Origin of the sequence: Chryseobacterium sp. (assembly GCF_008014695.1) — a bacterium.
GTDB lineage: Bacteria > Bacteroidota > Bacteroidia > Flavobacteriales > Weeksellaceae > Kaistella.
In genome coordinates, this window is sequence record NZ_VOXE01000001.1 from 1 (window position 1) to 26265 (window position 26265).

The following is a 26265-nucleotide window of genomic DNA, read 5'->3' on the forward strand; positions in this document are numbered from 1 at the left end:
ATCCTTCAGAATTCCTTTAACCAGTTTTTCACTGACCTCTAAACGGCTTCCCTGCGGCGCATCAATTCTCATCTGAAAATCGGAACTGTCCGATACCGGCATGATGTCCGTACCGAGTGATTTTATCAACAGGAAAATAAGCAGTCCGCACAGGACCATATATCCCGAAAATAATGCCAGGGTCCTGCCTGACCATTTTCTTAACCGGTGACTGTAACCCGTTCGGAATCTATAAAAAAAGCTTCGGTCTTTTACGGATCTTTTTTCAGTGTGTTTGTTTTTCATCATCCAGTTGGCGAGAATAGGAACAAAGGTCTGTGAGGCCACAAAGGAGGCTGCCATTGCGAATGCTACCGCCATAGAAAGGGGCAGGAACATATCTTTCGGAATGCCGGTCATGATAAACGCCGGCGTCAATACAGCAAGGATGCATAGTAAAATAAGCAGCTTCGGGACGGAAATTTCGAGGACCGCATCCAGTATAGCTTTCGGTTTGCTTTTGCCCATCTCCATATGCTGATGGATGTTCTCGATGGTTACGGTTGCCTCATCTACGAGTATTCCTATGGAAAGTGCCAAACCGCTTAAAGTCATGATGTTGATGGTATAGCCGGCAAAATAGAGCGCCGATACTGCCGTTAAAATGGCAATCGGAATGGTCAGGACTACGATAAGAGCACCCTTAAAATCACCCAGAAAAAGAATGATTACCACTCCGGTGAAAAGTGCCCCCAAAATGCCTTCGTGGACCAGGTTCGAAAGTGATCTTTCAATGTATTTGGACTGATCAAATTCGTAGCGGACGTTGACCCCTTCGGGAAGCTGGTCTTTCAGTTTCGGGAGCGCTTTTTTGAGATGATCTACTGCGGTAAGGGTAGATGCATCTGCTTTTTTAATCACCGGAAGGTAAACGGAACGTTTCCCGTTGATGAGCGCGTATCCCACGGTTTGGTCGGCGGCATCCTGTACGGTGGCTACATCGCCTACATATAAAGTCCTTCCGTCCGCAGTCTGAATAGGAATGGAGAGAAATTCAGATGGGTCTTTCGCAATCGAATTGATCGGCGCCATATAATTGGTTTCACCGATCCTGATGTTTCCGGCAGGTGATGGGTGGCTGCTTTTGGTGATGGCCAGCGTAATTTCTTCGGGACTCAACCCATTGCTCTGCATTGCAGCAGGATCGATATTGATGACCATGGAGCGGATGTTTCCGCCGAAAGGAGCCGGTGCTGTTATCCCGGGGATTTCTACAAACATGGGTCGGATCTTTGTCAGTACCATCGTCTGAAGTTCAGTCACCGAATGCGTCGAGCTTTCAAAAACCAGTTGGCCGACCGGCAGGGAATTTCCGTCAAACCGCACCACCATCGGCGGTACTGCACCCGTTGGCAAAAACCCCATCGCCCGGGATACCTGGGTGGACACTTCGCCTGCGGCCTGCGCCATATCGGTGCCGGGATAAAAGGTGAGTTTCATAAGGGTTAATCCCTGTACACTTTTAAAGTCTATATTTTTGACGCCATTTACAAAAAGCAATACTTTCTGAAATTCGTTGGACATGAATCCGTCCATATATTGTGGGGACAGACCTCCGTAAGGCATTGCAATGTACATGGAGGGCAGTTCGACCTCAGGAAAAATATCGACTTTTATTTTTTTAATAGCTGTGAAGGAAAGGATGCCGATCGCCAAAACCATCACCATAATGACAATGGGCTTCCGCAGGGCAAAACGTATGATATTCATGATAAGTATTTAAAGGTTATTAAACAGGTATTCGAAATCTGCAGTAAGCTCGGCTTCGCTGATGACCTGCTGCCAGTACTCTCTGGAAGCATCGAGCTGAGTGGTTTCCGTATTTTCGAGAATGGTCCGGATCTGTAACAGTTCAATAAGGGTAATGAGACCGCTTTTGTACCGTGCCGAGTACATTTCGTAGGCCTGCGAGGCGGCTTTCACTGCGCCGGCTTCTTTCAGGAGCTGTTTCTGTTTTTCAGCAAGGTTTTCCTGCAGGGCTTTGCGCTCCACACTCAGGGCGAGTTGATACTGATCCCGCAGGTAGCCGAGGCGTTCGGCTTCCTTGGTCAGGGCGCCGGATTTCTGGCTGTTCGTATATACACTGCTGATGTTCCAGGTCATTCCCAATCCCACCAGCACATTGTTGGTGGAGTTTGAAAAACCGTCGTACCAGCTTCCTGAGGCATAACCGCTGCGGTTTATTCCTGTTCCGCGGTATGCGTAACCGCCTAACATTTTTAGGGAAGGCAGCGCAGCTTTTGTCTGCGCCTCTGCTTTGGCCTGATAATATTCGGATTCATACTGCAGGGCACGTACAAAAGGATGTTCGCTTACAGCTGAATCGCGTTTCGTTAAATTCATTTCCGGATTCAGAAAGTCATTTCTGTCCATATCTTCAGTATGGAGATCTCTCCGAAGAAATTCTTTCAGTTTTTCGGTGGCAGCCCTGTATCTTCCCATCAGATTGTCCTGCATGGCCAATGCCTGAACATAGGAAGAATAGGTTAATGCTGAATCTGCTTCAGGTTTAAGACCGGAGCGGGAGAGCGCTTTACTTACGGTATGAATTTCTGCCAAACGCTGGGAATTTTTTTCTGCCCAGCTGAGTTTTGAGCCGTAGAAAATCCAGTCCAGATATCGTTGCGAGACTTCTTTTTTCAGCTTTAACAGATAGACCTCGCGGTCCGTTTTTACTTTTTCGGTGAAAAAAGCAGCGGCCTTTTCCTCACTTTTCTGCCGTCCGAAATTGTACAGTTCATATTCTGCGGTAGCGGAGCCGAAATTATTGGCAACTGCGGATGCACCTGAAATGGTGTTTCCTGATACATTGAAAGTCCCGGGCTGGGGGAAAAATCCCCCACTGCTGCCTTCAAAGGTTCCGTAAGTGTTTTGGTACTGAATCCGTACCTGCGGCAAAGCGTTTGCCTTTACCGCTTTAGCGTTAAGTACCGAAGCAATGACCGCAGATTCTGCCGCCTTGGCTCCTGCGTAATTTGTTTCTGTTTCTGACCACATCTGGCGTAGCGTATGCCGTTCTTGGGCAAAAAAGACAGCATTATGGATGATCACTCCGAAGAGGGTGATCAATAGAATTTTTCTTATCATTTTTTGAAATCATCAGTTTTACCGGACGTGACGCCGGTAAAGGATTAATATTTATTAAAACAATGGACTTCTGCTCCTGAGTGCAGAATCTTCAGATTTTAATAATCAAATGATAAGTTTGCGGTATTGTAAAAATATAGGAATGGCATGGCCTATTTTCGTCGAGTCGTAAACAGGATGCTTTTGAATTTTGAGAAGCATGAAAGCCCCTCCGAGAATGATAAAGGTGAACGCAGCCAGGTCGCGTAATGCCGTAGCCGAGAGTGTTGTTTCGCTTTTGGTGATGATCTCGTGCTCCTTACAGAAACTGCATTGCGAACCTGAGCCGTTGCCAGTGAATTTAGCTGCCGGTGAATGGGTTCTGGAAGTGGTCTCCAGATTCAGAATATTTTTAATCCCGAATTTTACGGCACAGGATGAAATCAGAATGCAGAGCATGAAAACCACTCCGAAAAGGGTTCTCATTTTATGACGCATGGATGACTTCTGATTATTCACTGAGGCAAAAATAGCGGTTTAAATTCATGTGAGAAAAATATTAACAGTTTTTATGCTACATCAGTCAGTGAAATCCTTCATTTTGCGCCTTATGTGTTAAAAACTTTTTTCAGGCCACAGCAAGTTACGTAATGAATTTATAGTCACTTTCCAACGCAGAAGGGGTATTGTCAAGATCAACAGTAGAAATAGTGTCACGATTGATGTTTCCATAATGTTGCCTTTCCATATCACATTTTCATGGACCTACAATTGTTACTTCATTTTTTGTCTGTTGTGGTGTCGTATCGTAACTTGTAAATACAAGCTGTTAGTCCAGTAGGTATAAAATCTGAATTGTGATCATTTCGTCTATTTATTTAAAAACGACGAATACATCCAAACTAATTTTTCTTGTGCCCTTATATAATCGCTCATTAGTGCATTTGTTCCTTCGTCTTCTGTTTCTGCTGAGAGCGTAAGTAATTCTCTTTGTAGAGTGATAATAATTTTGAAAGAATTTACGATGTCTTCAACAGCTTCAATTCCGTCCGAAACTTGATCGCTCTCTTGAATTTTTGACGATATTTTATATCCCGAATAATTATGATTGGGAGTGTGTCCCAATGTCAGTATTCTCTCTGCTACTTCGTCTATTTTTAAAAGCAGGTCGTTATAAAGTTCTTCAAACTTCAAATGAAGTTCAAAAAATTTTTGACCCTTAATATTCCAATGATACCCTCTGGTATTTTGGTAAAAAATTGAATAGTTAGCTAGCAGCTCATTTAGTCTTATTGCTAATTCTTCAGATTTGGATTTGTCTAATCCAATTGCATTTAGATTTTTCATTTTGGTTATGTTTTACAGTGGTTTAAAATGGTATTATGTTGTCACTATGCCCGCTAACTCCAAATATACGCATATTCTTCAGTACTGAGCTTGAGATATGGCAAATACCAAAAGGAACATTCAATCCTGAATTTTATGATAATTCATTGGTAGGATGCTCGGAAAAGAAATAGTCCGGTTTTGTAAATTCTTTTTTGGTCGGAACCTTTGGGTCAGCACAAGATCAAAGGTATAGCTGGGAACTGGTACTGGAAGCACTACCGTACTATAATTGTGCTTTTGAATTGATCTGTACTTGGTTGATGGTAATTTTGGAAGTCGTGGAAGGGGAGAACCGGCACCATGCCTGGAAAGAAAAATCCTTTAAAGGTATGCCGGGAAACCACAACAGCGAAAGAATGGACGAAGAGGTAATTACACTTCATTTTTTCGTAAAGTCGGCGACATAGACTTCTTCAGATTCTATCGATTTGGTGATTCCTGAAGTTCCTGAAAGACTTTTAAGTAAGTCTATATTTGAAAATTCTGAAGAAATTCTGCTAAATCACTAATCGTTAATGAAAAAAAATTAAAAACAGCTACTAAAAAATAAAGACTTGGTTTTAACCTGCCGTTCTCTATTTTTGATAATTTACCTTGCGATATATTTAATTCATGAGCTAATTCCTCTTGCGAGATATTTTTATCCTCCCGCATTTTTTTGATGATATAGCCTGCATTTTTCATTTTTCAAAAATTATATTCAAATATATCGAATATTCCAATATGGAATTGTATGAAAAATTTTAATAATATAATTTTGGTTTAATTCAAGAAAAAAAAATCAACGGTTGGTTTTGCTTTTGCTGCAATAGCTTTGACAACCATTGAAGTTGGTTCATGGGGCACTGGAACAGTACTGGTATGTGCCGGATACGCTTGGACATGTGGAGAATGGGTTGCAGCATGTAGAAAAACTAATTTACTACCATACAATGTTAAGGATTAATTTAAAAATACAGTTTGTATTACTTCTAATTTCACTTTTTTTTGTTGGTTGGGGTATAGAAAACATTCTAGAAGAAGGATTCATATCTTGGACCTATCTTTTTAAACAAATTTCACATATAGTTCCTTTCCTTATTTCAAGTTTTGTATTCATATGGAATATTTATTATAAAAAAAATGAAAATCAAAAATAATTTTTTTGTAATAAAAACGAGTCTTCTGGCAACACGGGTATAGCGCAATGCGGAGAGAAGTTCTTTTGTAAAAGATTTCGGCAAGTTTTCTTGCCGTTTTTCTTTTGAAAATTTAGTTATAACAGGCTCCGCCGACGCCAAGCCCCAAACCGTTATAGCCAATGCTTTAAAACATTAACTCGATGACCTATGCCATTAGATTAACAGACATTTTCTTAGTTGGATTTTCAAGTCGTGCGTTGTTCGATTTGAAGAAGAAAACGAAGTTTTCAACAAAGAAGCAAAGTCGGAAAACAGCAAAGAATGGAAAGATACCCCTTATTCACAACTGGAAGAGAAAATAATTCGGGTGGTCGCTTATGCTGAAGTGTATTCAGAACACTTCTGTGAATCGTTATAGGATGTGTTTTTTTTGTAAGCCATTTGATGATGAAAGGTTCGACATTCGGGAATTTCATAATAAGATTGTATCTGGTTATTTAAATCTTATATTCAATGAAATAATATCAGACTTCATACCCACTGATTTGGTATAATGTCCGTATCTGACTTCCACCATATTAAGGCGTTCGATTCCAAACAGTCCATTATTCGGACTGAAACGGATGCCCGCCCCGTAAAAATGACTGTCGAATTTTGAAAGGTCATAATTGCTGGTATAAAAGTCATCAAAAGCGGTATGCTGTTCAAATGGCGCGAAATATTGAGCTGAAGTCTGGGAATAATATCTGTAAAACGGACTCACTGACAAAAATGGAGAGATTTTAACAGGTGTTTCCAGGCTGAATGTATTGGATTTCAAGCCCCAGTCATCCGTGTAGTATCGGTAATATGCCCTTACAATTAACCGGTCTCCCAAAAAATAATTGGCGCGTACTCCCACAGGTATTTTAAATTTTCTGTCCGGTAATGCTTCCTGATGAACAGAATGATCCGTAAAATAAACCCTGTGAAAGGGCAAACTGAGATAACCCGTTTGCTGAATGCCGTCTGCCAAAAACTCCACCTGAAAATTCTGATTGATGATTTGAGAGTAAGAAAGTGAAAGCGCAAAGGTATTTCTGCCGCTCACTCCATAACTATCATGTTCCCCTCCGGTATTCCCTGCAGTTCTGAGCTCAATTGGGGCAATAAGACTTACCTGATCCATGTAAGCCTGAAATTTTGCGGTAAATTCCCCCATTTTGTTAGGCGTTTTTTTTGCAAAACCAATATTGGCACCGTAGGATTGGTAATCAAATTCCGAAGAAAATGAAACGCCGGCGAAAATCGTGGTTCCTTTGGCTTCATTCTCCCGGCTCCATCCGAGTGTTGGATAAATTCTGTTGTCAGAATACGACGCTGATGAATTCGCCTGCAAGTCTATCTTATCAGATGACGCTGAGCTATAATGATCGATCCCCACGCTTAAATCAAATTTGTTTTTTCTTTCCTTTTTATCGTATTTAACCATGGTAACATCAATGGTATTTGAAATATCTGACAGTTTTTCAGAGCCGATTCCGCCGGTGACCGCTGAATTGTTTCCGTCCTGTCGATAATAGCTCGATACCAGATTCACTTCGTCCAGAGTGAGTTTTTTAGGATGCTCGGTAGTGGTGTTTTCCTGCGCTTTTGCATGTAGAAATCCAAAGAGCGCAACAATGCTTATAATAATTTTTTTCATTTGTTAAAACTTGTTTTTAGATGTGAGATGTAACGGTTTTGATTCCTGTTTGTTGGAAATTTCTGTTTTAAGCGCTTCATCTTTAACACATTTGTGATATTTAGTTGCATCCACAGCCGCCTCCTGCTTTTCCCGCATTGGCGCCGGACGATCCTTCCCGGTAAGACTGAAAGCTTAGTTCTGTTTTCTCGATGGTTCTGTTCCCAAGGACCATTTCGGAATCATTAAGTTTATTTTTTTCGTATTCCTTTACTGCGGTGCAGGAGTGAAAGGTATTTATTGCAGTTACAAAAAATACAAATGTTGCGGTTTTTATAATCTTGTTTTTCATGAGATTTGTTTAAAAAGTTAACAGCATCGCCAGAATTTGGTTCTAACCATAAATTTGAATGACGATTCTACTTGAAATTGATGTTTTGTGATGAATAAATCCGGTCCTGATCATCGATGATGATGCATTCCAGATGATTGATCTGGTTCACCATATCCAGTGCAGATTCAATTCCCATAATACTTACAGGAGTTGCCATTGCATCGGCAATTTCTGCATTAGGGCAGAACATAGTGACACTTTTTACGCCTGAAACAGGCATTCCTGTTTTTGGATTAATGGTATGAGAATATTTTTTTCCGTTGATGATGACAAACTTTTCATATGTTCCGGAAGTAGCCACGGCCATATCGGTAATATTCATATAAGAAAAGGGTTGCGCTGCATTTTCGGGATCGGCAATGCCAACGGTCCAGGGCTTTCCGTTCGCCTGATTTCCCCACGTGGTAAGATCGCCGGAAGCATTTACAATTCCTGAACTTACACCTCTTTTCTGAAGCAGCCTTTTGGCCATTTCTGCCGCATATCCTTTCCCGATGCCGCCGAAACCGATCCTCATTCCTTTTTCTTTAAGAAATACTGTTTCATCATTGCGATCAAGAAGAATGTTTTTGTAATTGACCAGTTTTAAATGTTCTTTTATGATCTCGGGATCAGGGAGCCGCTTCATCCCGCGGTCGAAGTTCCACAAACTTTTATCAATGCCGCCATACGAAATATCAAAATATCCATCGGTAATAGAACTGATCCTGAGGCTTCTTTCAATCAGGTCAAAAACTTCCGGAACAGTTTTTACAGGGTACAGTCCAGCTTTTCTGTTGATACGGTTGGTTTCGCTCTTATCATTAAAAGTCGTCAACAGTTTTTCAATTCTCCGGATTTCCTGGACGGCGGCGTCAATATGGAGCAGAGCATCTTCTCCGTCATCCCTTACAACGGTAATTTCAAAAGCATTCCCCATTAATTTCTCGGGTCTTCTGAATTCTCTCAGCATTTATTTTTGCTTGCGTTTGATATCCCTGATCTCTGTACTGAAAGCCAATGCATTTTCCGTTGGAAGCCCTTCCCAGCTTTTCAGAACTTTTCCTTCCGGACTCAGTAACAGAGTGTAAGGGAATATTCCATTGGGGTTATAGCGGTCGGCTAATGAGGCATTTTCTTTTTTCAGTTCGGCTGATAACTGATTTTTTTTATTTCTCGGAAAATCTGCGTTAAGATATACAATGACATTTTCTGTTTGCAGTTTTTTAAAATCCTCAGCCTCTATGATATTTTTGTGAAGTTTGATACACGGTATGCACCAGTCTGATCCGGAGAAATTAAGTAAAATAAGTTCTTTATGAGCTGCTGCCGTTTTTTTTGCATTTTCGAAACGGTTTTGAGCGTGAACTGCAATCGAAAGTACAGCCACTGTTAGGATTGAAAGTAATTTTTTCATTATTTATATTGGATAATGATTGTTAAAGTTATGGATAGGAGGAGTGATAAAGCGGTAAAATCAACTTTATATACTGAAAAATCCTGATCATGGAGCGATCAAAATTATATGATTTATGAAAGGGAAACTCTGGGCGGCTGCCAGACAGAATTCAGAAAAACGCTGTAATTACAACCGGTATCAGACGAAGGTATCTTTTCGTTTTTTATCGGAGCAAAATCATTAGGCTGGATTTCAAACTTAAAGCCCTGCACTACTGTAAAAATAAATACATGTGGTGCAGAATGATGATAAAAGGTAATTTCCGGTCTTTTTTATAGTCACGGTCTTTAGCTGGATGATCATAATGCATCTTAAGGAATGCAATAGGAGACATTTCTCTGTTCAAAGCGTGGTGCTCGCAATAATACGCTATAAGATCTGGAATTTTAAAAAGTTGAGACACTTCAGTCGCAGAAACCGAATACAAGGAAATTAACAAGATGGAAATCAACTTTTTCACCCATCAAAATTATAAAATATTTCGGTATGAATCATATTAAATTTCATTTATAAATTTTCTTGACACCATTGTGAGCTCTGCACGGAATCTTCATGTATTGGTCACCTGTATTATTTTATTAGTTTAAGACAATCTTAAGAAATCACTAACCCATTCTAAATCCAAAGCTTGCCATCTTTGTTGAAACTTAACAGCATGATTTCACCAACCCACCTGCATGCCATGGTAATCCATTTTCCAATAGCATTGCTTTTAACCGCATTTTTAGGAGAGATAATTGGTCTGATATTAAAGAAAACCTTTTTAAACCAGGCTGCTTTTTACTTGCTAATATTGGGTACCTTTGGTACGCTGATCGCTTACCTTTCCGGTGATGCTGCGGGCGACGGAATGGAGGGGGGTTCTTTAGGTAAAGCGATAATGTTGCATGAAGAGGCTGCAGCCTTAACTTTATGGCTTGCCATTATTACAACGCTGTTATATGGAGCTTTATATTTTTTTAAGAGCCATAATAGATGGTACAGAATAGTGGGAATAATACTGTTTGCAACGGTAATCGGATCAGTTACCCGTACGGCCTATTTGGGTGGACAGCTCGTATACCGGCATGGCGCCGGTGTAGAATTAGAGATTAGTGAATGAAGCGTTAATTTATAAACATTGCGTTAAATACTCTAAAATATGAGAATTTTAATTGTGGAAGATGAGCCGGCTATTTCAGGTTTTTTGAAAGAAGGTCTGGAAGAAGAAGGCTTCGCTGTTGATTTAGCGGATAATGGTAGGCGAGGTCTCGAACTGGCTTTAGACTGCGTTAATGAGTACGACATTATATTGCTAGACTGGATGCTCCCCGGGGTGAGTGGTATAGAAATTTGTCGCAACGTCAGAAATGTAAATCCGCAGGTGCCTATTATTTTCTTAACCGCTAAAAATACGGTCGATGATACCGTATTCGGTTTGGAGACCGGAGCGAATGATTACTTAAAAAAACCTTTCGCTTTCGAAGAATTATTGGCGCGAATTAGAGTGTTGATGCGTAAAAATGACGGAGAACAGTCAGTTTTTAAAATTGCGGATATTCAGATGAATATTGATGCGCATGAAGTTACTAAGGCTGGAAAACAGATTGCCTTAACCCAAAAAGAATATGCACTGCTGGAATTGCTTTTGCGAAACAAAGGAAAAGTCTGCCGTCGTTCACGGATTATGGAAAAAATATGGGACATCCATTTTGATAAAGATACCGCGGTAATCGATGTATTCATTAACGGGTTGCGAAAAAAGTTGGATGATAAAAATGGATCTTTTATCCATACCGTCAGAGGTGTAGGCTACATAATCAACGAGGACGCATGAAATTAAGCTTTAAAAAAAGGATCGCTGCCTATAATTTGGTGGCAATTGCTGCTTTGCTGGCCTTCGCTTTCGCGGTGATTTATGCGGTAGTTTATTATACTTCCTACAAACATTTAGATGACGATATCATCAGTGAAAAAACTGAAGTATTTTCCAACTTAGACTGGAATGACGATGCTGTTATCATGAACAAAATGCCCGAATGGGAGGAAGCGGAACACCGGCAGATAGAAGTCAATCCTACCTTTATTCAGATCGTGGATTCCAGTGGCAAAACTCTTTTTAAATCTGCCAATCTTCAGGACGATCATTTCCTTTTTAATCCCAGAAATAAAAACACCGTCTTTTATAATACCACCTTATATCAGCAAAAAATAAGACAGGGTCAGTTCCCCATTCGTAATGATCAAGGCAGGATTATAGGACAGCTGACCATCGGAGTGTCCCAGCAGGAATCATATAACGTTTTACACAACTTATTATTGGTGCTGGTGACCACCTATATTTTCATTGTTTCCATTTTATATTTCATCATGATTTTTGTGGCCTCTAAGGCGATAGCCCCGGTACATCAGTTAATTCAGTCGGCTTCTCAAATTAGTTATGCCAACATCAGCTCGAGGTTAACGCTGCCGGATAATGAGGATGAGATCCGCCAGCTTGCGACCACCATTAACGACCTGCTGAGCCGGCTCGAAAGCAGCTTTTACCAACAGAAACAATTTACTGCCGATGCCTCCCACGAAATGCAGACCCCTTTAGCGGCCATCAAAGGTACGATTGAAGTGCTCCTGAGAAAACCCCGCACGTCGCAACGCTATGAAGAAAAAATGCGGGAAATATTGCTTCAGACCGACCGCCTGTCCCAACTGCACGACCAGCTCCTGCAGCTGGCCCGTCTGGAATCACCGCTTTTTGAAGTGAATAAGCAGGAAATACCTTTGAAAACCGCAGTGGACAGGAGCGTAAAAACAAATGCTGCGCTCATCTCCTCTAATATGCTCAATATTCAAAACCATATTGCCTCAGATACAGTAGTTTGGGCCGATCCTGTGCTGTTTGAAATGGTGATAGACAATCTTATTTCCAATGCCGCCAAGTATAATAAAAGGGGCGGCAGCATTTTCATCCATTGGCAGACGGGATCGTATACGCTAACAATTACAGATGAAGGGATAGGAATTGACAGTGATCAGTTACCGTTACTTTTTAACAGGTTCTTCAGAGCCGATGATTCCCGAAGCTCCCTGATTCCCGGGAATGGTCTGGGTTTGTCTATTGCCAAACGCTTGTGCGACGCACAGCACATTTCATTGACCGTCAGCAGTGTTAAGTACCAGGGCACCACTTTTCACCTGCAGTTTTCCGCCTGAAAATTTAAGCTGATTTTAAGATTGTATTAAGAGAAAGAAAAGACCAATGGTCAGATCTTTACATCATTATTAATCCTTAAAACAGTTATCTTATGAAAACGCAAATCATTACTTTCAGTTTATTTCTGGTAGCACTCAGTTTTACTTCCTGCAAAAAAAATCAGGCTTCAGCTCCGGAAAAGTCCTCCGCTGCCCCAGCAACAACGCCAACAACTTCAACGGTGACACCGGCAGTTGTCACCGCGAAAGATTCAGTAAAAACCGATGAAAAGCGAGAAAAATCAGAAAATGAAGCCAACGAAAAAAACGAAAGAGAGTAACACCACCAAAATTTAAAGTCATGAAAAAACAGACAATCTTATGGAGCCTCCTGCTCACAGCAGGCTTCTTTTTAAATGCTTGCAAAGACACAGGCGAAAATAAATCAGAAATGAAAACCCCGGTAGATGCAGCTAGAACCCCGTCTGGCAGTTCGCTGACGGTCGCGGAAGCCAAGACAAAAACCATAGCCGACCTTCAGGAAGCCTTTAGCGGCGAGTCAAATGCCACGGCACGCTACGCTGCTTTTTCTAAAAAAGCCGCAGAAGAGGGTTATAAAGAGATTGCTCTGCTCTTTAAAGCGGCATCTCTTGCCGAAAAAGTGCATGCCGGCAATCACAAAGCAGTACTCGAGGAAATGGGTATCGCCGTGACACCTGCTAAAATTGAGGTAAAGGTATTATCCACTAAAGAAAATCTGGAATTTGCCATTAAAGGGGAGACCTATGAAGCCACTACAATGTACCCTAACTTTCTGAAAGATGCTGATGCCGCAGGAAATCAACTGGCGCTGATCAGTTTAAACTATGCGTACAAGACCGAGAAAAAACACAAAGCATTCTACGAACAGGCCTTGGCAGCCCTAACAGCAAACAAATTAAGTTCATTGCCTTCTGTTTATTTTGTTTGCCCGACCTGTGGTAATACCTATGAAACGGCCGCACCGAAACGTTGTGGTATTTCAATGACCAGCGGCGAAAAATTTATTAAAATAAACACCCTTTAAATAACGGAAATAATGGATCAAACACATATACATCTGCTGATCACTCACCTGCCTGTATTCGGGTCACTCTTAGGGACTTTAATATTGGGGTATGGGATGTGGAAAAAAAGCAATACCACCGTAATAGCCTCCTACTATGTATTGGTGATTTCTGCATTGGGTGCTGTGGTAGCCTATGTAACGGGAGAGGGCGCCGAAGAAACAGTGGAGAACATTCAGGGTGTTTCCGAAAAGGTCATCGAGCAGCATGCCGATTTTGCGGTTTTTGCTTTAGTGGCCCTTATTGCAGTCGGCGTTTTTTCACTGCTCGGAATATTTGCCCGGCTTACAGCGAGCACTCTTGCCAAACCGGCTGCAACAGTCGCGCTGTTATTGGGAATAATCAGTTTTGGCCTGGTTGCACGTACCGGGTATTTGGGTGGACAGATCCGGCATACGGAAATTGCTTCAGGCGCAACGCAAAACGCGGTTGACCAGGGGGGCGCAGACAGCGGCGATGATGATTAGCACCATGGCTGCAGGAAAAACATAATCCTGAAAAGCGATTCGTATTCGGATCGCTTTTTTAGCATATAATAGTCTTAAATTTAAACAGTTAAAAAAACAGAAAAATGGTCACAATTGAAAATTATTTAGACAGTCATTATATCCACCGGAGCAATTGGTTAAGGGCTGCGGTGTTGGGAGCAAATGATGGGATAATTTCTATTTCCAGCCTCGCAATAGGAGTAGCAGCGGCAAGTGCTGCCAGGGAACCTATAGTGTTGGCAACAGTCGCCGGGCTTGTAGCAGGAGCCTTATCCATGGCGGCAGGCGAATATGTTTCGGTCAGTTCTCAAACCGATACCGAAAAAGCTGATATTGAAAGGGAAATACAGGAACTCAGAGAGATGCCCGATGAAGAGTTGCAGATATTGGCGCAGATCTACGAAAGAAGAGGTTTAAAGAAAGATACCGCCATGCAGGTAGCTGTTGAATTAACAGAAAAAGACGCTTTGGGCGCACACATTCGGGACGAACTGGGCATCAACGAGATAACCAAGGCCAATCCTATCCAGGCAGCTGGAGCCTCAGGTGCAGCATTTACGGTGGGTGGCGTATTACCCTTGTTGGTAATACTCTTCGCGCCGGTAAAAAACATGGAGTATTGGATGTATGGTCTTACGATCGTTTTCTTAATGATCTTGGGTACCATTGCGGCAAAAACAGGAGGTTCAGATGTGAAAAAAGCGATCTTGAGAATAACGGTATGGGGGACAATTGCAATGGGGCTGTCTGCTTTGGTAGGATATCTTTTTGGGGTAAAAATATAGAAGGATAAAATACAGACGGCCTTTACACAACGAAGTAGATATTTGAAATCTCTAGATGATTACAGTTGCAAAGCTTTTTATTTTAAAATCAGGTGTTGCGTAGCTCAACTGCTGATCCGCTCAATAATCCTATTAACCTCCTCCTCAGTCTCTTTCAGCCGCGCATTGCAGATCTCCGGATGTTCCGCCGCGCGCTTCACCTTTTTCCCAAAGTCGTCCACCAACACTTCTTCAGACTCGGTCGCTTTCGTGTTTCCTGAAGTTCCTCAAAGACTTTTCGGTAAGTCTATAATTGAAAATTTTGAAGGAATTCTGCTAAGTCGTTCAGTGTTAATGAAAAAAAATTAAAGGCAGTAACTAAAAAAAGCAGACTTGGTTTTAACCTGCCGTTCTCTATTTTTGATAATTTACTTTGCGAGATATTTAATTCATGAGCTAATTCCTCTTGTGAAAGATTTTTATCTTCACGCATTTTTTTGATGATATACCCTAAATCTTTCATTTTCCAGTAAAATACAAATGCAAATATACCGAATATTCCAAAACGGAATTGTGTGGAAAATTTCAATAATTCAATTTTGACAAATTATAGAATATAAAAAGCCATTTAATTAATTTAAACGAAAAACGATGAAAAACAAATTATTGACCATTTCTGCATTTGCATTAATGCTGAGTTTATCTAATTGCACACAGGACGGTAGGAATAGTATGGATTTACAACCTGAACCGTCTTCTACAAATGCAGTTACTTTGAAATCAAACCTGCTTTCATTTAATAAGAATTTCAAATATGCACCAAACAGTAATGTTGTTAATGGCAAGAAATGGTGGCAATAGGTTGGGCAAGCTTGTGCAATTGCAGGTGGTGATGCAGGAGGTGCTGTTGCAGCAATGGCGGGTACGCATCATCTTGCTCTTGCTGTCGGCCTAGCGTCTGAAGGAACAGGTTATGCAGTTGTGCAGACTGTTTCGGGAGTTATTGGTGCTGCTGGAGGATCCTATGCAGCTTATTGCACAACAGGCGGATCTTGTAAGGGGACGTTTAATGCCAACCCTACAAATGGACATGCAGTAAAGTACGATTTTCCTTCAGAATACGATTATATAGAAAATTTTGGAGAACTTCATAATCAAGATTTAAATAGCTCATATATGTCTGAAACTGCTATTCCGGAAATTGATTGGATTGGACAAAATATACCAAATGTTAATACTATTGATTATAATTTGTTATATAGTAGCGAAGAGTTTCAGCAATTGCGTGATAAAATAAATGAGATTTCCAATAATTACAAAAACTCTAACTATGATTATGTAAAAATGTTGGATGAGTACAAAGAGGCGAACCTCATGACAAGTGATACTTATGATATCTTAAATTTATATTTTTCAGCTACAATGAAATCTGAAAGTTTTGATGAATATCAAGCGATCACAGATTATTACGTACAACAGGTTATACAGTCCAATCTCAGCCCGGATGATAAAAAAGCTCTTTTTGCATGTTTTTCGGTATCAATACAGAGTTATTATTATTGGTTAAATTTAGAGATATGAAACGGGAAATTAATTTAATATATTATAAAATAGCGCTACTGTTTCTGTTAATTTCACAATATGAAAACTTATTTAATAAGGGTATTGTTTTATCAAAAGTTACTTATCTTATTTTAATTCTTTTGCTGGCTTTTGACTCGGGAGTATTTATAATTAATTTAATGGGCAATAGAAAAAAATAGTAACCAATCGCATATTTTATTTCAAAAGGGTGTTTTTCACCCTTTTTCTTTTTTCAAGGCAGACAATTCATAATTCTCTGCTATGATATTGCTGAAGTGAAATTTACTGTTTATCGGTCAAGATAGAATTCTCCATGAATAATTTCATTGTTGCGTCCGGTTTCGCTGGTACCTAATTCCTACAGACTAATGCATATATTTTCTTAAACAACTTCCGCCCGGTCGCGGTTTCAAAGGCCCTGATTCTCTGCGATGCATTTCCCCACGCGCTGGCTTTTATTTTGGCCACGATCCGGTTCGTGTTCGGGTCCTTCTCCACGAATTCAAAATAGTGGTAACCGGTGGCTTCTTTATAGCGGTGCTCCGTCACGTCCGCCACGATCCAGAACGACCGGCTGCCCAGCGCACTGTTGAGCGCCGACTGTATAAGGCCGTTGAGTTCCGAAAGGGTGAGGTGGTCTGTCATTTATAAGTTTAGAAATTGGAAACGAATTTACAAATTTTGCTGTGATTCAAAATATATTGCTGCAATCCGTATATTTGATTTGTACACTGTATCAAATGAAAAACTTTAATTTCACGATACTAGATATTAATAAAAAAATTCCCGAAAATTGCTCAGTTAAATAAAGTACATTTGAGTCTTCTGGAAGGTGAAGCATTAATTTTCTTACTAAATATAGGGATAGTGTATAAATAAAGTTATTATTTTAAATATGGAAGTAAAAGACCTTATACAGCAACTTAATCTTACTGATGAGTGTAATTGGATTGAAGCTAAACGAGCTTCTGCTATCGACCGATCAATTATGGAGACGGTTAATTCTTTTTCCAACGAACCTGGTTTAGGAGGAGGCTATCTTGTACTGGGGGTCGAACAAGAAGAAGCTTCTCTTTTCCCATCCTATGTATTGACAGATCTGTTAGATACAGATAAATTGCAGCTTGATCTCAGTAGTCAGTGTGCAAGTATGTTTAATATTCCTATACGTCCGGAAATTAAGGTCGAGATAATAGATGGAAAAAAAGTAATATCTGTTTTTGTTCCTGAACTTCCGGATACACAAAAGCCTGTATATTTTAAAAATGAAGGACTTCCTCGGGGTGCATATAGAAGAATCGGTTCCAGTGATCAACGTTGTACGGACGATGATCTTTTTGTTTTTTTTAATAATGATGATTCTTTAGATGGTTCCATAGTTCAGAAATCTTCTTGGGATGATATTAGTGAGGAGGCTGTAGAACTGTATCGTAGCTTACGAGCTAAAGTAAATACTTTTGCTGAAGAATTACAATACGATGACGTTGATTTGTTACATTCATTAGGTTGTATTATTAAGGAGAAAGATGCAATTTATCTTACCTACGCGGGCTTACTGTTATTTGGTAAAAGAAGTTCTCATAGGAGACTTATGCCAATGGTGCGTGTGGACTATATAAGAGTACCAGGAAATGTTTGGATAGAAGATCCTGAAAATAGATTTACAACGATAGATATGCGCGGATCACTTTTAGAAATGGTACAGCGAATTTTTAGTCAAATAACAGATGATTTACCCAAAGGTTTTTTATTGCCAGAAGGTGAACTTCAGGCAGAAAATATTGGATTACCGAGTAGGGTATTGCGCGAAGCCATTGTGAATTCACTTATACATAGAACCTATAGAGAAAATCAACCGATCCAGATTATTAGGTATAGTAACCGTATTGAAATCAAAAACCCGGGTTTTTCGCTGAAACCAGAAGAATTTTTAGGGGAACCTGGTTCTAAAAACAGAAACCCATTTATTGCAGCCGTTTTTCATGAAACTAACCTCGCAGAAACAAAAGGGTCCGGGATCCGGTCTATGAGAACGTTGATGTCCCAAGCGAAGTTGATGCCTCCTACTTTTGAAAGTGACCATGGTAGAAATCAGTTTACGGCTAGATTATTATTACATCATTTTCTTGGAGTAGAAGATATCCGCTGGTTAACTTTATTTGATAGTTACGCACTGAATGAGGATCAAAAAAAAGCGCTAATTTTTGTGAAAGAGCTAGGAGCTATTGACAATAATGCATATCGCCAGCTTAACACTGTTGATACCCTAAAAGCTTCTCAGGATTTAAGAGATTTAAAGCGTAAAGAAATTCTAGATCAGAAGGGAAAAGGTAAAGCAACCTATTATATACCAGGAGAAAAATATGTAAATATTGATGTACATCAGTTAAGCACTCGTAGTGCACAAGTTGATGGCGTTAGTGCACCAGCTAATGATCTTAGTGCACCAGTTATTGTTCTTAGTACACCAGCTGTTGCTGTTAGTACACTAGCTGATACAAGAATAAGTACAGAACTAAAGCTAAAGATTGCTGGTCTGGGTCAAAGAATTAATGATAATGAAAAACTCAAATCAATCATTATGGAGATCTGTACGGGTCAATATTTTAAGTCCACTGAAATAGCACGAATACTTTTAAAACGTGAGGATTATTTAAAACGAAAGTTCTTGAAACCAATGATTGAAAATGGAGAACTCGAATACCAATATCCTGAAATGCCAAATCATCCAAATCAGGCATATACGAAAAAATAAAATGTAAAATGAGTCCTAAGATAGCTACCAGTAAACAACTAGAACCATAATAGTTTACGCAATTCATTTACTGTAGCGTAGGTGGAAAATATAAGCATCGGTTCCTCGCGCTTCTTCGCTCCGTGTTCCGGCACATTTATTCTGACCTTTGTAAATAAGCGATCCACGGAATATCATATAAAAGAGGCTGTTACCAATAAATTTAATTATTTTTGATTTCCATTAGAAATAAAACTAAATAATGAACATTCAGCAGTATCTCACGATCCTCAACCAAAGATATCAGTTAGGCAATGCAACAGAACATACTTTTCGTGGAGATCTGGCTTCTTTGATCGAAACAATCATTCCGCACATTGTGGCCACCAACGAGCCCAAAAGGCAATCGTGCGGTGCGCCTGATTATATCCTGACCAAAAAAGATATTCCTGTAGGTTTTATTGAAGCCAAAGATATTGGTGATAAAGACTTAGGCGGACTTAAAAAAACGGGTAATAAAGAACAGTTTGATCGCTATAAGGCCTCCCTTAATAATATTATTTTCACCGATTATTTAGATTTTCATCTGTACAGAAATGGGGAGTTTGTGACCAAAATAGCATTGGGCGAAATTGTAGAGCATCAGATCGTGCCACATCCTGAAAACTTTGCAGGTTTTGAAAACCTGATCAAAGATTTTGGCTCCCACATTGGGCAAACCATCAAAAGCCCAAAAAAGCTGGCAGAAATGATGGCCGGAAAAGCCAGACTCCTTTCAGATGTGATAGAGAAAGCCCTGACGAGCGACGAAGAAACCTCCAGCAACAGTACACTCAAAGAACAGCAGGATGCTTTCAAACAGTTACTGATCCACGATATTACGTCCAAAGGTTTTGCCGACGTCTATGCGCAAACCATTGCTTACGGAATGTTTGCAGCAAGACTTCATGATCCTACCTTGCCTACGTTTAGCAGGCAGGAAGCGGCGGAACTCATTCCAAAATCAAATCCGTTCTTAAGGAAACTGTTCGGCTATATTGCAGGTCCCGATATCGATGACCGCATCAAGTGGATTGTAGACAGTCTGGTAGAAATCTTCCTGGCGTGCAATGTAGAAGAGATTCTGAAAAACTACGGTCGCAGTACCAAGATGGAAGATCCCATCATCCATTTTTATGAAACCTTCCTGAGTGAGTATGACCCTAAACTGAGAAAGGCCAGAGGTGTCTGGTACACGCCGGCTCCGGTGGTTAATTTTATTGTTCGGGCGGTAGATGATATTTTAAAATCGGACTTTGATCTGCCGCAAGGCTTGGCAGACACCAGCAAGACCAAGATAAAAGTCAACTTGCAGGCGACCGACAAACGGTACACCGACAATATAAAAACGGTAGAAAAGGAGGTGCATAAAGTACAGATCCTCGATCCTGCAACAGGGACTGGAACATTTCTGGCAGAAGTGGTAAAGCACATTCACAAAAAGTTTGGCGGGCAGCAGGGCATCTGGAGCAACTATGTAGAGACCCATCTTTTGCCAAGGCTGAACGGGTTTGAATTGATGATGGCGAGTTATGCGATGGCACATTTACAGATGGATCTTCTGCTGACAGAAACGGGCTATAAACCGACCAAAGACCAGAGACTGCGGGTGTATCTCACCAACAGCCTGGAAGAAAGCCATCCTGATACCGGAACTTTGTTTGCCAACTGGCTGAGTGCTGAAGCCAATGAAGCCAACCACATCAAACGGGATTCGCCCGTGATGTGTATTATTGGTAATCCACCGTACAGTGGCGAGAGTGCCAATAAAGGGGAGTGGATAATGAAGCTGATGCAGGATTATAAAAAAGAACCTGGCGGAAAAGAAAAACTGAAAGAACAAAATTCAAAGTTCATTAATGATGATTATGTCAAGTTTCTGCGCTATGGCCAGCATTTTATTGAGAAGAATGGGAGTGGGGTATTGGCATTTATCAATCCTCACGGCTTTTTAGACAATCCTACTTTTCGGGGAATGCGTTGGAATCTATTGAAAACGTACGATAAGATTTATACGATAGACCTGCACGGGAATAACAAAAAAAAAGAAACCTCACCAGATGGCTCACCCGATGTTAATGTATTTGATATAGAACAGGGAGTTTCGATAAATCTATTAGTAAAAACAGGAAATAAAAAACCAAATGAATTATGCCAAGTTTTTCATTACGATTTGTATGGAAAGCGAGATGATAAATATAATTTTTTATTAGATAATAAGTTAAGTTCCATTTCATTTAAAACTGTAATACCCATTGCAAACAGTTATATTTTTAAAGAAATAGATGAATCTGCTTACAAGCTTTACAATGAAGGAATAAATCCAGTCGAACTTTTTAAAGTAAATGTGATGGGTTTCCAAACTCATAGGGATGACTTTTCTATAGACTTTGATAAACAAAATATATATAATAGAGCATTAGATTTGCGAGATAGTTCTATTATAAATGAAGAATTAAATAAAAAATACTCATTAAAGGATAATCGTGATTGGAAATTAGAAAAGGCAAGAAGCATTATTCAAAATGATAATGACTGGGAGAACAAAATAATTAATTGTAATTACAGACCGTTTGATAATAGACCTTGTTATTTTAGTTATGTAATGATGGATTATCCAAGGAAGGAACTAATCCAAAATTTTCTAAATAAAAAAAATTTATTAATTGGTATTGGCAGGCAAGGCTTAGCTGTCGGGAATATTGAATGGTGCCTTACAACAGTATCTAAAAATCCTGTGGATGCAAATATTTTTCGTCGTGGCGGTGTAAATCTGTTTCCTCTTTATCTCTATCCAGAAAAAAAGGGCCAACTTTCTATTGAAGATCAAAAAGAAAGAATCCCTAACTTCAATATGCAAATCGTTGCAGAGTTGGAGAAGAAACTCAACCACGTTTTTTTGCCGGAAGAAAATTTGGTATGTGATTTAGCAGAAGGAGTTGAGGGTGCGTTCACACCTATCGACATTTTAGATTACATCTACGCCGTACTGCATTCGCCCGCTTACAGAGAGAAATACAAAGAATTTTTAAAGATCGATTTCCCCCGAGTGCCTTACCCTGAAAACGCCGATACGTTTTGGAAGCTGGTAGAACTGGGCGGACAGATCCGCCAGATTCACCTGCTGGAAAGTCCTGACGTCGAAAACTACATCACACAGTATCCCGAAGACGGCAGCAATATCGTAGGCAAAATCATATACAAAGACGGTAATGTCTATATCAACGAAGCGCAATACTTTGACAATGTGCCGGAAGTCGCCTGGAACTTCTACATTGGTGGCTATCAGCCTGCTCAAAAATGGCTGAAAGACCGCAAAGATCGCATGCTTGAGTTTGATGATATTCTGCATTATCAGAAGATTATTGTCGCACTTACCGAGACTGATAGGCTGATGAAAGAGGTAGATAAAGTCATCGATATTAAAGCCGAGGTATTTTAAAAAGCTGGTAATAAAATAAGAAACATGTCAAAATCAAGATCACAAAAGATTGCCGAGAAAACAATCTTTGCCGCATTTCAAATTATCATTGCGAATGGTGGGGAAATGAGAGGGAAGGAGGTCGTCGATAAAATCCGTCAGACGGTAAAGTTTGATGAATACGAAAGCCACCGTTACGAAAAAACAGGCTACATCCGCTGGGAATCGATTCTTCATTTTTATACCATTGACTGTATGAAAGCGGGATTCCTGCGCAAGCAAAAAGGAATCTGGACAATTACAGAAGAAGGAGAAAAAGCAATGGCACTGGGACCGGAAAAGTTTCTTTATACCGCAACAAAACTGTACCGCGAGTGGGATGGAAAACGAAAAGCTGCAGATACAATCGAAAATGATCTTGGGAACGGCAGTGAAGAAGATACCATCCAGCTGCAGAAATCACTACTGAGTCAGTATGAAGAAGAAGCCTACAACGGAATCCGGGATTATATCTGCGCCAAAAACCCTTATGAATTTCAGGATTTAGTAGCGGAACTGCTGAAGGCGATGGGGTATTATATTTCAGAAGTCGCTAAGAGAGGGCCTGACGGTGGTATTGATATCATTGCCTACACCGATCCTTTAGGAACGAGGCATCCGAGGATTATTGTGCAGGTGAAACACAGGCCTAACGATGCCATCTCAAGCGACGAGGTGCAGAAACTAGCCGGAACTTTAAAACGGAACACGGATGTCGGAATATTTGTGACCTCAGGTACCTTTTCTAAACCGGCAATAAAAGAAGCGCGTGACAGCAGGGAGCATATTGAACTGATCGATTTTGAACGGTTGGTGTCGCTCTGGCAGTCGTACTACGATAAGTTAGAAGATGCGCAAAAGACCTATTTACCGTTGCATCCTATATATTTTGTTGGAGAGTGATGATTTGTCTTCATTAGTAAAAGAACACTCTATTGCTGAATCTTACGACGCCGTTTATCGGCAATACCACAATATTATAGAATAGCGCTATAGAAAGTTAATTCAAACCTGTTTTTGCTGCTAAAAGATCTAATTCCTGGGCTTAAAGCTGGCTGATATCAATGCCTGATACACGGATATTAAGTATGTAAGGCCTTCACTAGAATTTACAGCTATACTGGGATTTCGACAGGAACTTCAATCATATTTTTAACCGTCGTATATAGTTCGATGTCTTGTGCCGGTGTTTCAAGGGAAATAATGAGCGAATAGCGGGTTTTATTTTCTACTTTTCCTAAATGTTTTCGTTCACGCCACCAACCGATAATAGGATAAACAGCAATATGATTACAAGTTGCTAAAGCGGCAGCTGTACCTTCCCAAAAATCAGAATGGATGGAACCTGTACTACGATTGTTTATACCTATTGCCCAACGACTGCTACCTGCATCTCCACTTACCTCATCATTCTCTTCTCGTGCAGCAATATTGACACGACTTCTAAAAACATTTTCTGTTTCGTGTACGTTGTTCACATCAAAACGCAAACCGTGGGACGGATAACGATACTTGTCTTTCCAGCCAATTTCGCCTGCTCCAGGTTCGATAAAATAAGATAGTGTAATTTTTAGTTTTACGGGTATTTCTCCCATTTCCAATAGCAAATCACTAGCCCAAGGTAAATTAAAAAAGTGAATTTCATTGGTTTCAGGTGTGCTGCTACCTTCTTTAAAATTGAAAGGTTGAATGTAGTCTTGTACAATGTAGGTCAATGCACTTTCCTCACTATAAAGTGCTCGTTCTAGATCAGGAATACCATAACCAAAAGTTCGCAATAAATTTCGATAACTCCCTCGGTTGCCTGGTTGAGTATGTAGTTGTAACAGCATTGCTGCATTCCAATTAGCGGAATGAACAATTAAACCTCTGATTGTTTCTGGCCAAGCATTCGGATATTCATAAGCTACTTTAGCAGCGAACCAAGATCCCTGCGCTGTTGCTGCACTTGTTGCCCAGATGGTATCAAATTGTCCTCTTGTATTAAATTGTTTTGATGTGGACAGAAGTTCTAAATCTATATGTCCAGTAATACTATTGTCGGAGGCTCTTAATAAATTTCCACCTTCAAAAACTACATCCGGTCTGATAGCCCATTTTCTTTCCCAAATTAATGAAGTAGAACTATATGGTGAAAGTTCACCCTCCTTTGCAACCGGTGTGTAGTTTTGAAAACTAGTGTCATATACTTGAACTTTTTCAGTATGTGCTCCTACTACTAAAACATTCCACGCCTGCGCTGGATTTTGGACAGAAGATGTAAAGTTTGATTCGGGATAGTTTTGCCACGATTCTTCGTCTCGTATATTTCCTGAAGAAATAATTATCAACCGCTGGTTCTCACCTTCGCCAAATGCCAAATTATCCATCGCACCCGACCACGAAGATGGTCTGCCCATGTTTACATCTTCAGGAGAAGTTACTGACATACAGTAAATCAAAACCATATTTGGGTTTTCAATTTCTGCTCTTAAAATCCCTTGTGCTGTCACATCTCCCCATAATTCTTTTGGAGTTCCCCCGCGATTTGGTAAGATTTTTACTGAACACAATTTGTGAGTTAGCTGAATGGAATCAGACGAAAGTAGTATTTGTTCCATCTGTCCATAGCCCGCAATTCCTGCCATAAGCGTACCGTGACCTGCCCCAGTTTCGTGATCATTTGTTCCCCATGCATTATCAACTGTTAAAGTATTTGCATCGTCGATAAGAGGTAGCAAAAGTTGATGTCCATTGTTTACACCGGAATCCAACAGACAGACTTTTACATTACTCTCAACAATATTTATTCTTTGCAATAAATCATCGACCCAAACTTGTTGCTCAATGTTGCTTTCGTTGACCCAAAACCCTGCTGGTTCTTGCCCTGCTCGGAATTCTGCCAACAGATCGCTTTGCAACATTAATTCCAGCAATTGCTCCCGGTTTGCATATATTAAAAGAACCACTCTTTCAGGAAAAATAATACTGTTTTGTTTTACTTCTATACCTATATTTTCAAGTGTAATAAGAAACTGTGCTATTTGTTGTTGTTCTTGATTTTCCTTAGTATTTACATTTAACCAAGCTTCACACCATTTTTTATTTTCATTAGGAATAGCCTGTAGATTATCAGTCCAAAGACCTTCTAATAACGCAATACTTACATCTTCAATACTATTTACTAAGTCAGCATTCGACGGTGTTATTTTTATTGTGGTATTTGGAAAGAGTCTTGTAATTTCACTTATAAAGAATTCTTCTTGTCCAACTGGTAAATTAATTAAGGATTTGGTTTTAATCACTCCGCCAACAACATTATCTTTTATACTTTTGAGGCTAATATTGTTACCGATTTGGTTAATTGCAGTAGTAGCGGCTTCGTGATCTATCGAATTTGAGAAAGTAATAGCCGTATTATTCTTTGTGCTATAAGAGTTGATTTTACTAATAAATACACCTTCTTTGCCATTGGGAACATACACAGTGGCTCGTATTTGCGTTTGATTTTCTATAAGTGGAACTTCTTTGATGTTCAATAAGCGAATGCCTTGTCTTAGGTCTTCTAAACTTTTTGTAATTAAATCGTGACCTGCGGCACTGTTAAATGAAATATATGTTCCCTCGCGGGTTGCAACTTGTTCAGCTCCTCGCTGTTGTTCAATTTGCTCTTTCTGTTGCCAGATCTCATCAAATTGCTGCAATAATTTTTGGCTTTGAGATACTCTATTTCTAACGGGTATTCGTGGTTGCGCACCCATTGAAGGAGGTGCTCTGTATTTTTCGCTACTTCTTACATTTTCTATAAAAATGTGTTTGTATGATGCCATTCG

At 40.0% G+C, this 26265-nt stretch carries 25 protein-coding genes; 13 read left to right on the forward strand and 12 right to left on the reverse strand.

The features are described from left to right. The 4 genes from FUA25_RS00005 to FUA25_RS00020 all read right to left on the reverse strand — a co-directional run. Window positions 1-1749 (reverse strand): efflux RND transporter permease subunit (locus tag FUA25_RS00005; protein WP_147754853.1); only part of this gene is annotated, 1749 nt, incomplete at its 3' end. Between the two features lie 9 nt (window positions 1750-1758). Next, on the reverse strand, window positions 1759-3126 hold the full coding sequence (locus FUA25_RS00010) for a TolC family protein (RefSeq protein WP_147754854.1): 1368 nt from the start codon (window positions 3124-3126) through the stop codon (window positions 1759-1761). Between the two features lie 105 nt (window positions 3127-3231). Continuing rightward, window positions 3232-3591 (reverse strand): hypothetical protein, encoded by a 360-nt coding sequence (locus FUA25_RS00015; protein ID WP_147754855.1) that lies wholly within the window; start codon window positions 3589-3591, stop codon window positions 3232-3234. Window positions 3592-3975: 384 nt separating this feature from the next. Continuing rightward, complete coding sequence (locus FUA25_RS00020) at window positions 3976-4452, reverse strand: Dps family protein (protein WP_147754856.1); 477 nt, start codon at window positions 4450-4452, stop codon at window positions 3976-3978. Between the two features lie 299 nt (window positions 4453-4751). Here FUA25_RS00020 and FUA25_RS13185 point away from each other — a divergent pair, with 299 nt between their 5' ends. Beyond that, window positions 4752-4901, forward strand: a complete 150-nt coding sequence (locus FUA25_RS13185; RefSeq protein ID WP_185146622.1) for a hypothetical protein — start codon at window positions 4752-4754, stop codon at window positions 4899-4901. 61 nt (window positions 4902-4962) lie between these two features. On the opposite strand, the gene FUA25_RS00025 is transcribed toward FUA25_RS13185, so the two are convergent. The 5 genes from FUA25_RS00025 to FUA25_RS00045 form a co-directional block, all read right to left on the reverse strand. After that, window positions 4963-5178, reverse strand: coding sequence for a helix-turn-helix domain-containing protein (locus FUA25_RS00025; protein WP_147754857.1), 216 nt, complete (start codon window positions 5176-5178; stop codon window positions 4963-4965). A 930-nt stretch (window positions 5179-6108) separates the two neighbouring features. Next, window positions 6109-7299, reverse strand: a complete 1191-nt coding sequence (locus tag FUA25_RS00030; RefSeq protein ID WP_147754858.1) for a DUF3570 domain-containing protein — start codon at window positions 7297-7299, stop codon at window positions 6109-6111. Window positions 7300-7399: 100 nt separating this feature from the next. Further along, entirely contained in the window at window positions 7400-7630 is a 231-nt protein-coding gene (locus tag FUA25_RS00035; protein WP_228411607.1) for a DUF4266 domain-containing protein, read from the reverse strand. A 67-nt stretch (window positions 7631-7697) separates the two neighbouring features. After that, window positions 7698-8624, reverse strand: coding sequence for an FAD:protein FMN transferase (locus FUA25_RS00040; protein ID WP_147754859.1), 927 nt, complete (start codon window positions 8622-8624; stop codon window positions 7698-7700). Further along, on the reverse strand, window positions 8625-9068 hold the full coding sequence (locus FUA25_RS00045) for a thioredoxin family protein (RefSeq protein ID WP_147754860.1): 444 nt from the start codon (window positions 9066-9068) through the stop codon (window positions 8625-8627). It abuts the gene before it with no gap. A gap of 697 nt (window positions 9069-9765) precedes the next feature. On the opposite strand from FUA25_RS00045, the gene FUA25_RS00055 reads away from it, so the two are divergent. The 7 genes from FUA25_RS00055 (at window position 9766) to FUA25_RS00085 (ending at window position 14657) form a co-directional block, all read left to right on the forward strand. Continuing rightward, window positions 9766-10212: a DUF2231 domain-containing protein gene (locus tag FUA25_RS00055; RefSeq protein WP_147754861.1), complete on the forward strand. Its 447-nt coding sequence runs from the start codon at window positions 9766-9768 to the stop codon at window positions 10210-10212. 39 nt (window positions 10213-10251) lie between these two features. Next, on the forward strand, window positions 10252-10926 hold the full coding sequence (locus FUA25_RS00060; RefSeq protein ID WP_147754862.1) for a response regulator transcription factor: 675 nt from the start codon (window positions 10252-10254) through the stop codon (window positions 10924-10926). Next, on the forward strand, window positions 10923-12299 hold the full coding sequence (locus tag FUA25_RS00065) for a sensor histidine kinase (RefSeq protein WP_147754863.1): 1377 nt from the start codon (window positions 10923-10925) through the stop codon (window positions 12297-12299). The genes FUA25_RS00060 and FUA25_RS00065 overlap by 4 nt, the downstream gene beginning before the upstream one ends. A gap of 92 nt (window positions 12300-12391) precedes the next feature. Beyond that, complete coding sequence (locus FUA25_RS00070) at window positions 12392-12619, forward strand: hypothetical protein (protein WP_147754864.1); 228 nt, start codon at window positions 12392-12394, stop codon at window positions 12617-12619. A 20-nt stretch (window positions 12620-12639) separates the two neighbouring features. Then, window positions 12640-13344: a rubrerythrin family protein gene (locus FUA25_RS00075; protein ID WP_228411608.1), complete on the forward strand. Its 705-nt coding sequence runs from the start codon at window positions 12640-12642 to the stop codon at window positions 13342-13344. Window positions 13345-13356: 12 nt separating this feature from the next. Continuing rightward, a complete protein-coding gene (locus FUA25_RS00080; RefSeq protein WP_147754865.1) occupies window positions 13357-13851 on the forward strand; it encodes a hypothetical protein in 495 nt (164 codons plus the stop codon). A gap of 104 nt (window positions 13852-13955) precedes the next feature. After that, window positions 13956-14657 carry a VIT family protein gene (locus FUA25_RS00085; protein ID WP_147754866.1) on the forward strand — a complete coding sequence of 234 codons (702 nt, stop codon included), beginning with the start codon at window positions 13956-13958 and terminating at the stop codon, window positions 14655-14657. 286 nt (window positions 14658-14943) lie between these two features. On the opposite strand, the gene FUA25_RS00090 is transcribed toward FUA25_RS00085, so the two are convergent. Further along, the gene (locus FUA25_RS00090) at window positions 14944-15159 is read right to left on the reverse strand and encodes a multiprotein-bridging factor 1 family protein (RefSeq protein WP_185146623.1); all 216 of its coding nucleotides are present in this window, start codon (window positions 15157-15159) and stop codon (window positions 14944-14946) included. A gap of 128 nt (window positions 15160-15287) precedes the next feature. On the opposite strand from FUA25_RS00090, the gene FUA25_RS00095 reads away from it, so the two are divergent. Together FUA25_RS00095 and FUA25_RS00100 are read left to right on the forward strand one after the other, a co-directional pair. Next, window positions 15288-15497, forward strand: a complete 210-nt coding sequence (locus tag FUA25_RS00095) for a hypothetical protein (RefSeq protein WP_147754868.1) — start codon at window positions 15288-15290, stop codon at window positions 15495-15497. Window positions 15498-15551: 54 nt separating this feature from the next. Further along, the gene (locus FUA25_RS00100; RefSeq protein ID WP_147754869.1) at window positions 15552-16217 is read left to right on the forward strand and encodes a hypothetical protein; all 666 of its coding nucleotides are present in this window, start codon (window positions 15552-15554) and stop codon (window positions 16215-16217) included. Between the two features lie 354 nt (window positions 16218-16571). Here the strand turns inward: FUA25_RS00100 and FUA25_RS00105 are convergent, their stop codons facing one another. Next, window positions 16572-16865 carry an exodeoxyribonuclease VII large subunit gene (locus FUA25_RS00105; protein ID WP_147754870.1) on the reverse strand — a complete coding sequence of 98 codons (294 nt, stop codon included), beginning with the start codon at window positions 16863-16865 and terminating at the stop codon, window positions 16572-16574. 250 nt (window positions 16866-17115) lie between these two features. Between FUA25_RS00105 and FUA25_RS00110 the strand changes: the two genes are divergently transcribed. The 3 genes from FUA25_RS00110 to FUA25_RS00120 all read left to right on the forward strand — a co-directional run bounded on the left by FUA25_RS00110 (window position 17116) and on the right by FUA25_RS00120 (window position 23356). After that, complete coding sequence (locus tag FUA25_RS00110) at window positions 17116-18975, forward strand: ATP-binding protein (RefSeq protein ID WP_147754871.1); 1860 nt, start codon at window positions 17116-17118, stop codon at window positions 18973-18975. 241 nt (window positions 18976-19216) lie between these two features. Continuing rightward, window positions 19217-22435: a type ISP restriction/modification enzyme gene (locus FUA25_RS00115; RefSeq protein WP_147754872.1), complete on the forward strand. Its 3219-nt coding sequence runs from the start codon at window positions 19217-19219 to the stop codon at window positions 22433-22435. Between the two features lie 24 nt (window positions 22436-22459). Beyond that, window positions 22460-23356 carry an Mrr restriction system protein gene (locus FUA25_RS00120; RefSeq protein WP_147754873.1) on the forward strand — a complete coding sequence of 299 codons (897 nt, stop codon included), beginning with the start codon at window positions 22460-22462 and terminating at the stop codon, window positions 23354-23356. Between the two features lie 212 nt (window positions 23357-23568). Here the strand turns inward: FUA25_RS00120 and FUA25_RS00125 are convergent, their stop codons facing one another. Further along, window positions 23569-26262 (reverse strand): S8 family peptidase, encoded by a 2694-nt coding sequence (locus FUA25_RS00125; RefSeq protein ID WP_147754874.1) that lies wholly within the window; start codon window positions 26260-26262, stop codon window positions 23569-23571. Between the last annotated feature and the right edge of the window lie 3 nt (window positions 26263-26265).

Bases quoted from the DNA above. Each gene is read 5' to 3' on its own strand.
- FUA25_RS00010 (WP_147754854.1), bottom strand. From the start codon at position 3,126: ATGATAAGAAAAATTCTATTGATCACCCTCTTCGGAGTGATCATCCAT.
- FUA25_RS00015 (WP_147754855.1), bottom strand. From the start codon at position 3,591: ATGAGAACCCTTTTCGGAGTGGTTTTCATGCTCTGCATTCTGATTTCA.
- FUA25_RS00020 (WP_147754856.1), bottom strand. From the start codon at position 4,452: ATGAAAAATCTAAATGCAATTGGATTAGACAAATCCAAATCTGAAGAA.
- FUA25_RS00025 (WP_147754857.1), bottom strand. From the start codon at position 5,178: ATGAAAAATGCAGGCTATATCATCAAAAAAATGCGGGAGGATAAAAAT.
- FUA25_RS00030 (WP_147754858.1), bottom strand. From the start codon at position 7,299: ATGAAAAAAATTATTATAAGCATTGTTGCGCTCTTTGGATTTCTACAT.
- FUA25_RS00035 (WP_228411607.1), bottom strand. From the start codon at position 7,630: ATGAAAAACAAGATTATAAAAACCGCAACATTTGTATTTTTTGTAACT.
- FUA25_RS00040 (WP_147754859.1), bottom strand. From the start codon at position 8,624: ATGCTGAGAGAATTCAGAAGACCCGAGAAATTAATGGGGAATGCTTTT.
- FUA25_RS00045 (WP_147754860.1), bottom strand. From the start codon at position 9,068: ATGAAAAAATTACTTTCAATCCTAACAGTGGCTGTACTTTCGATTGCA.
- FUA25_RS00055 (WP_147754861.1), top strand. From the start codon at position 9,766: ATGATTTCACCAACCCACCTGCATGCCATGGTAATCCATTTTCCAATA.
- FUA25_RS00060 (WP_147754862.1), top strand. From the start codon at position 10,252: ATGAGAATTTTAATTGTGGAAGATGAGCCGGCTATTTCAGGTTTTTTG.
- FUA25_RS00065 (WP_147754863.1), top strand. From the start codon at position 10,923: ATGAAATTAAGCTTTAAAAAAAGGATCGCTGCCTATAATTTGGTGGCA.
- FUA25_RS00070 (WP_147754864.1), top strand. From the start codon at position 12,392: ATGAAAACGCAAATCATTACTTTCAGTTTATTTCTGGTAGCACTCAGT.
- FUA25_RS00075 (WP_228411608.1), top strand. From the start codon at position 12,640: ATGAAAAAACAGACAATCTTATGGAGCCTCCTGCTCACAGCAGGCTTC.
- FUA25_RS00080 (WP_147754865.1), top strand. From the start codon at position 13,357: ATGGATCAAACACATATACATCTGCTGATCACTCACCTGCCTGTATTC.
- FUA25_RS00085 (WP_147754866.1), top strand. From the start codon at position 13,956: ATGGTCACAATTGAAAATTATTTAGACAGTCATTATATCCACCGGAGC.
- FUA25_RS00090 (WP_185146623.1), bottom strand. From the start codon at position 15,159: ATGAAAGATTTAGGGTATATCATCAAAAAAATGCGTGAAGATAAAAAT.
- FUA25_RS00095 (WP_147754868.1), top strand. From the start codon at position 15,288: ATGAAAAACAAATTATTGACCATTTCTGCATTTGCATTAATGCTGAGT.
- FUA25_RS00100 (WP_147754869.1), top strand. From the start codon at position 15,552: ATGGCGGGTACGCATCATCTTGCTCTTGCTGTCGGCCTAGCGTCTGAA.
- FUA25_RS00105 (WP_147754870.1), bottom strand. From the start codon at position 16,865: ATGACAGACCACCTCACCCTTTCGGAACTCAACGGCCTTATACAGTCG.
- FUA25_RS00110 (WP_147754871.1), top strand. From the start codon at position 17,116: ATGGAAGTAAAAGACCTTATACAGCAACTTAATCTTACTGATGAGTGT.
- FUA25_RS00115 (WP_147754872.1), top strand. From the start codon at position 19,217: ATGAACATTCAGCAGTATCTCACGATCCTCAACCAAAGATATCAGTTA.
- FUA25_RS00120 (WP_147754873.1), top strand. From the start codon at position 22,460: ATGTCAAAATCAAGATCACAAAAGATTGCCGAGAAAACAATCTTTGCC.
- FUA25_RS00125 (WP_147754874.1), bottom strand. From the start codon at position 26,262: ATGGCATCATACAAACACATTTTTATAGAAAATGTAAGAAGTAGCGAA.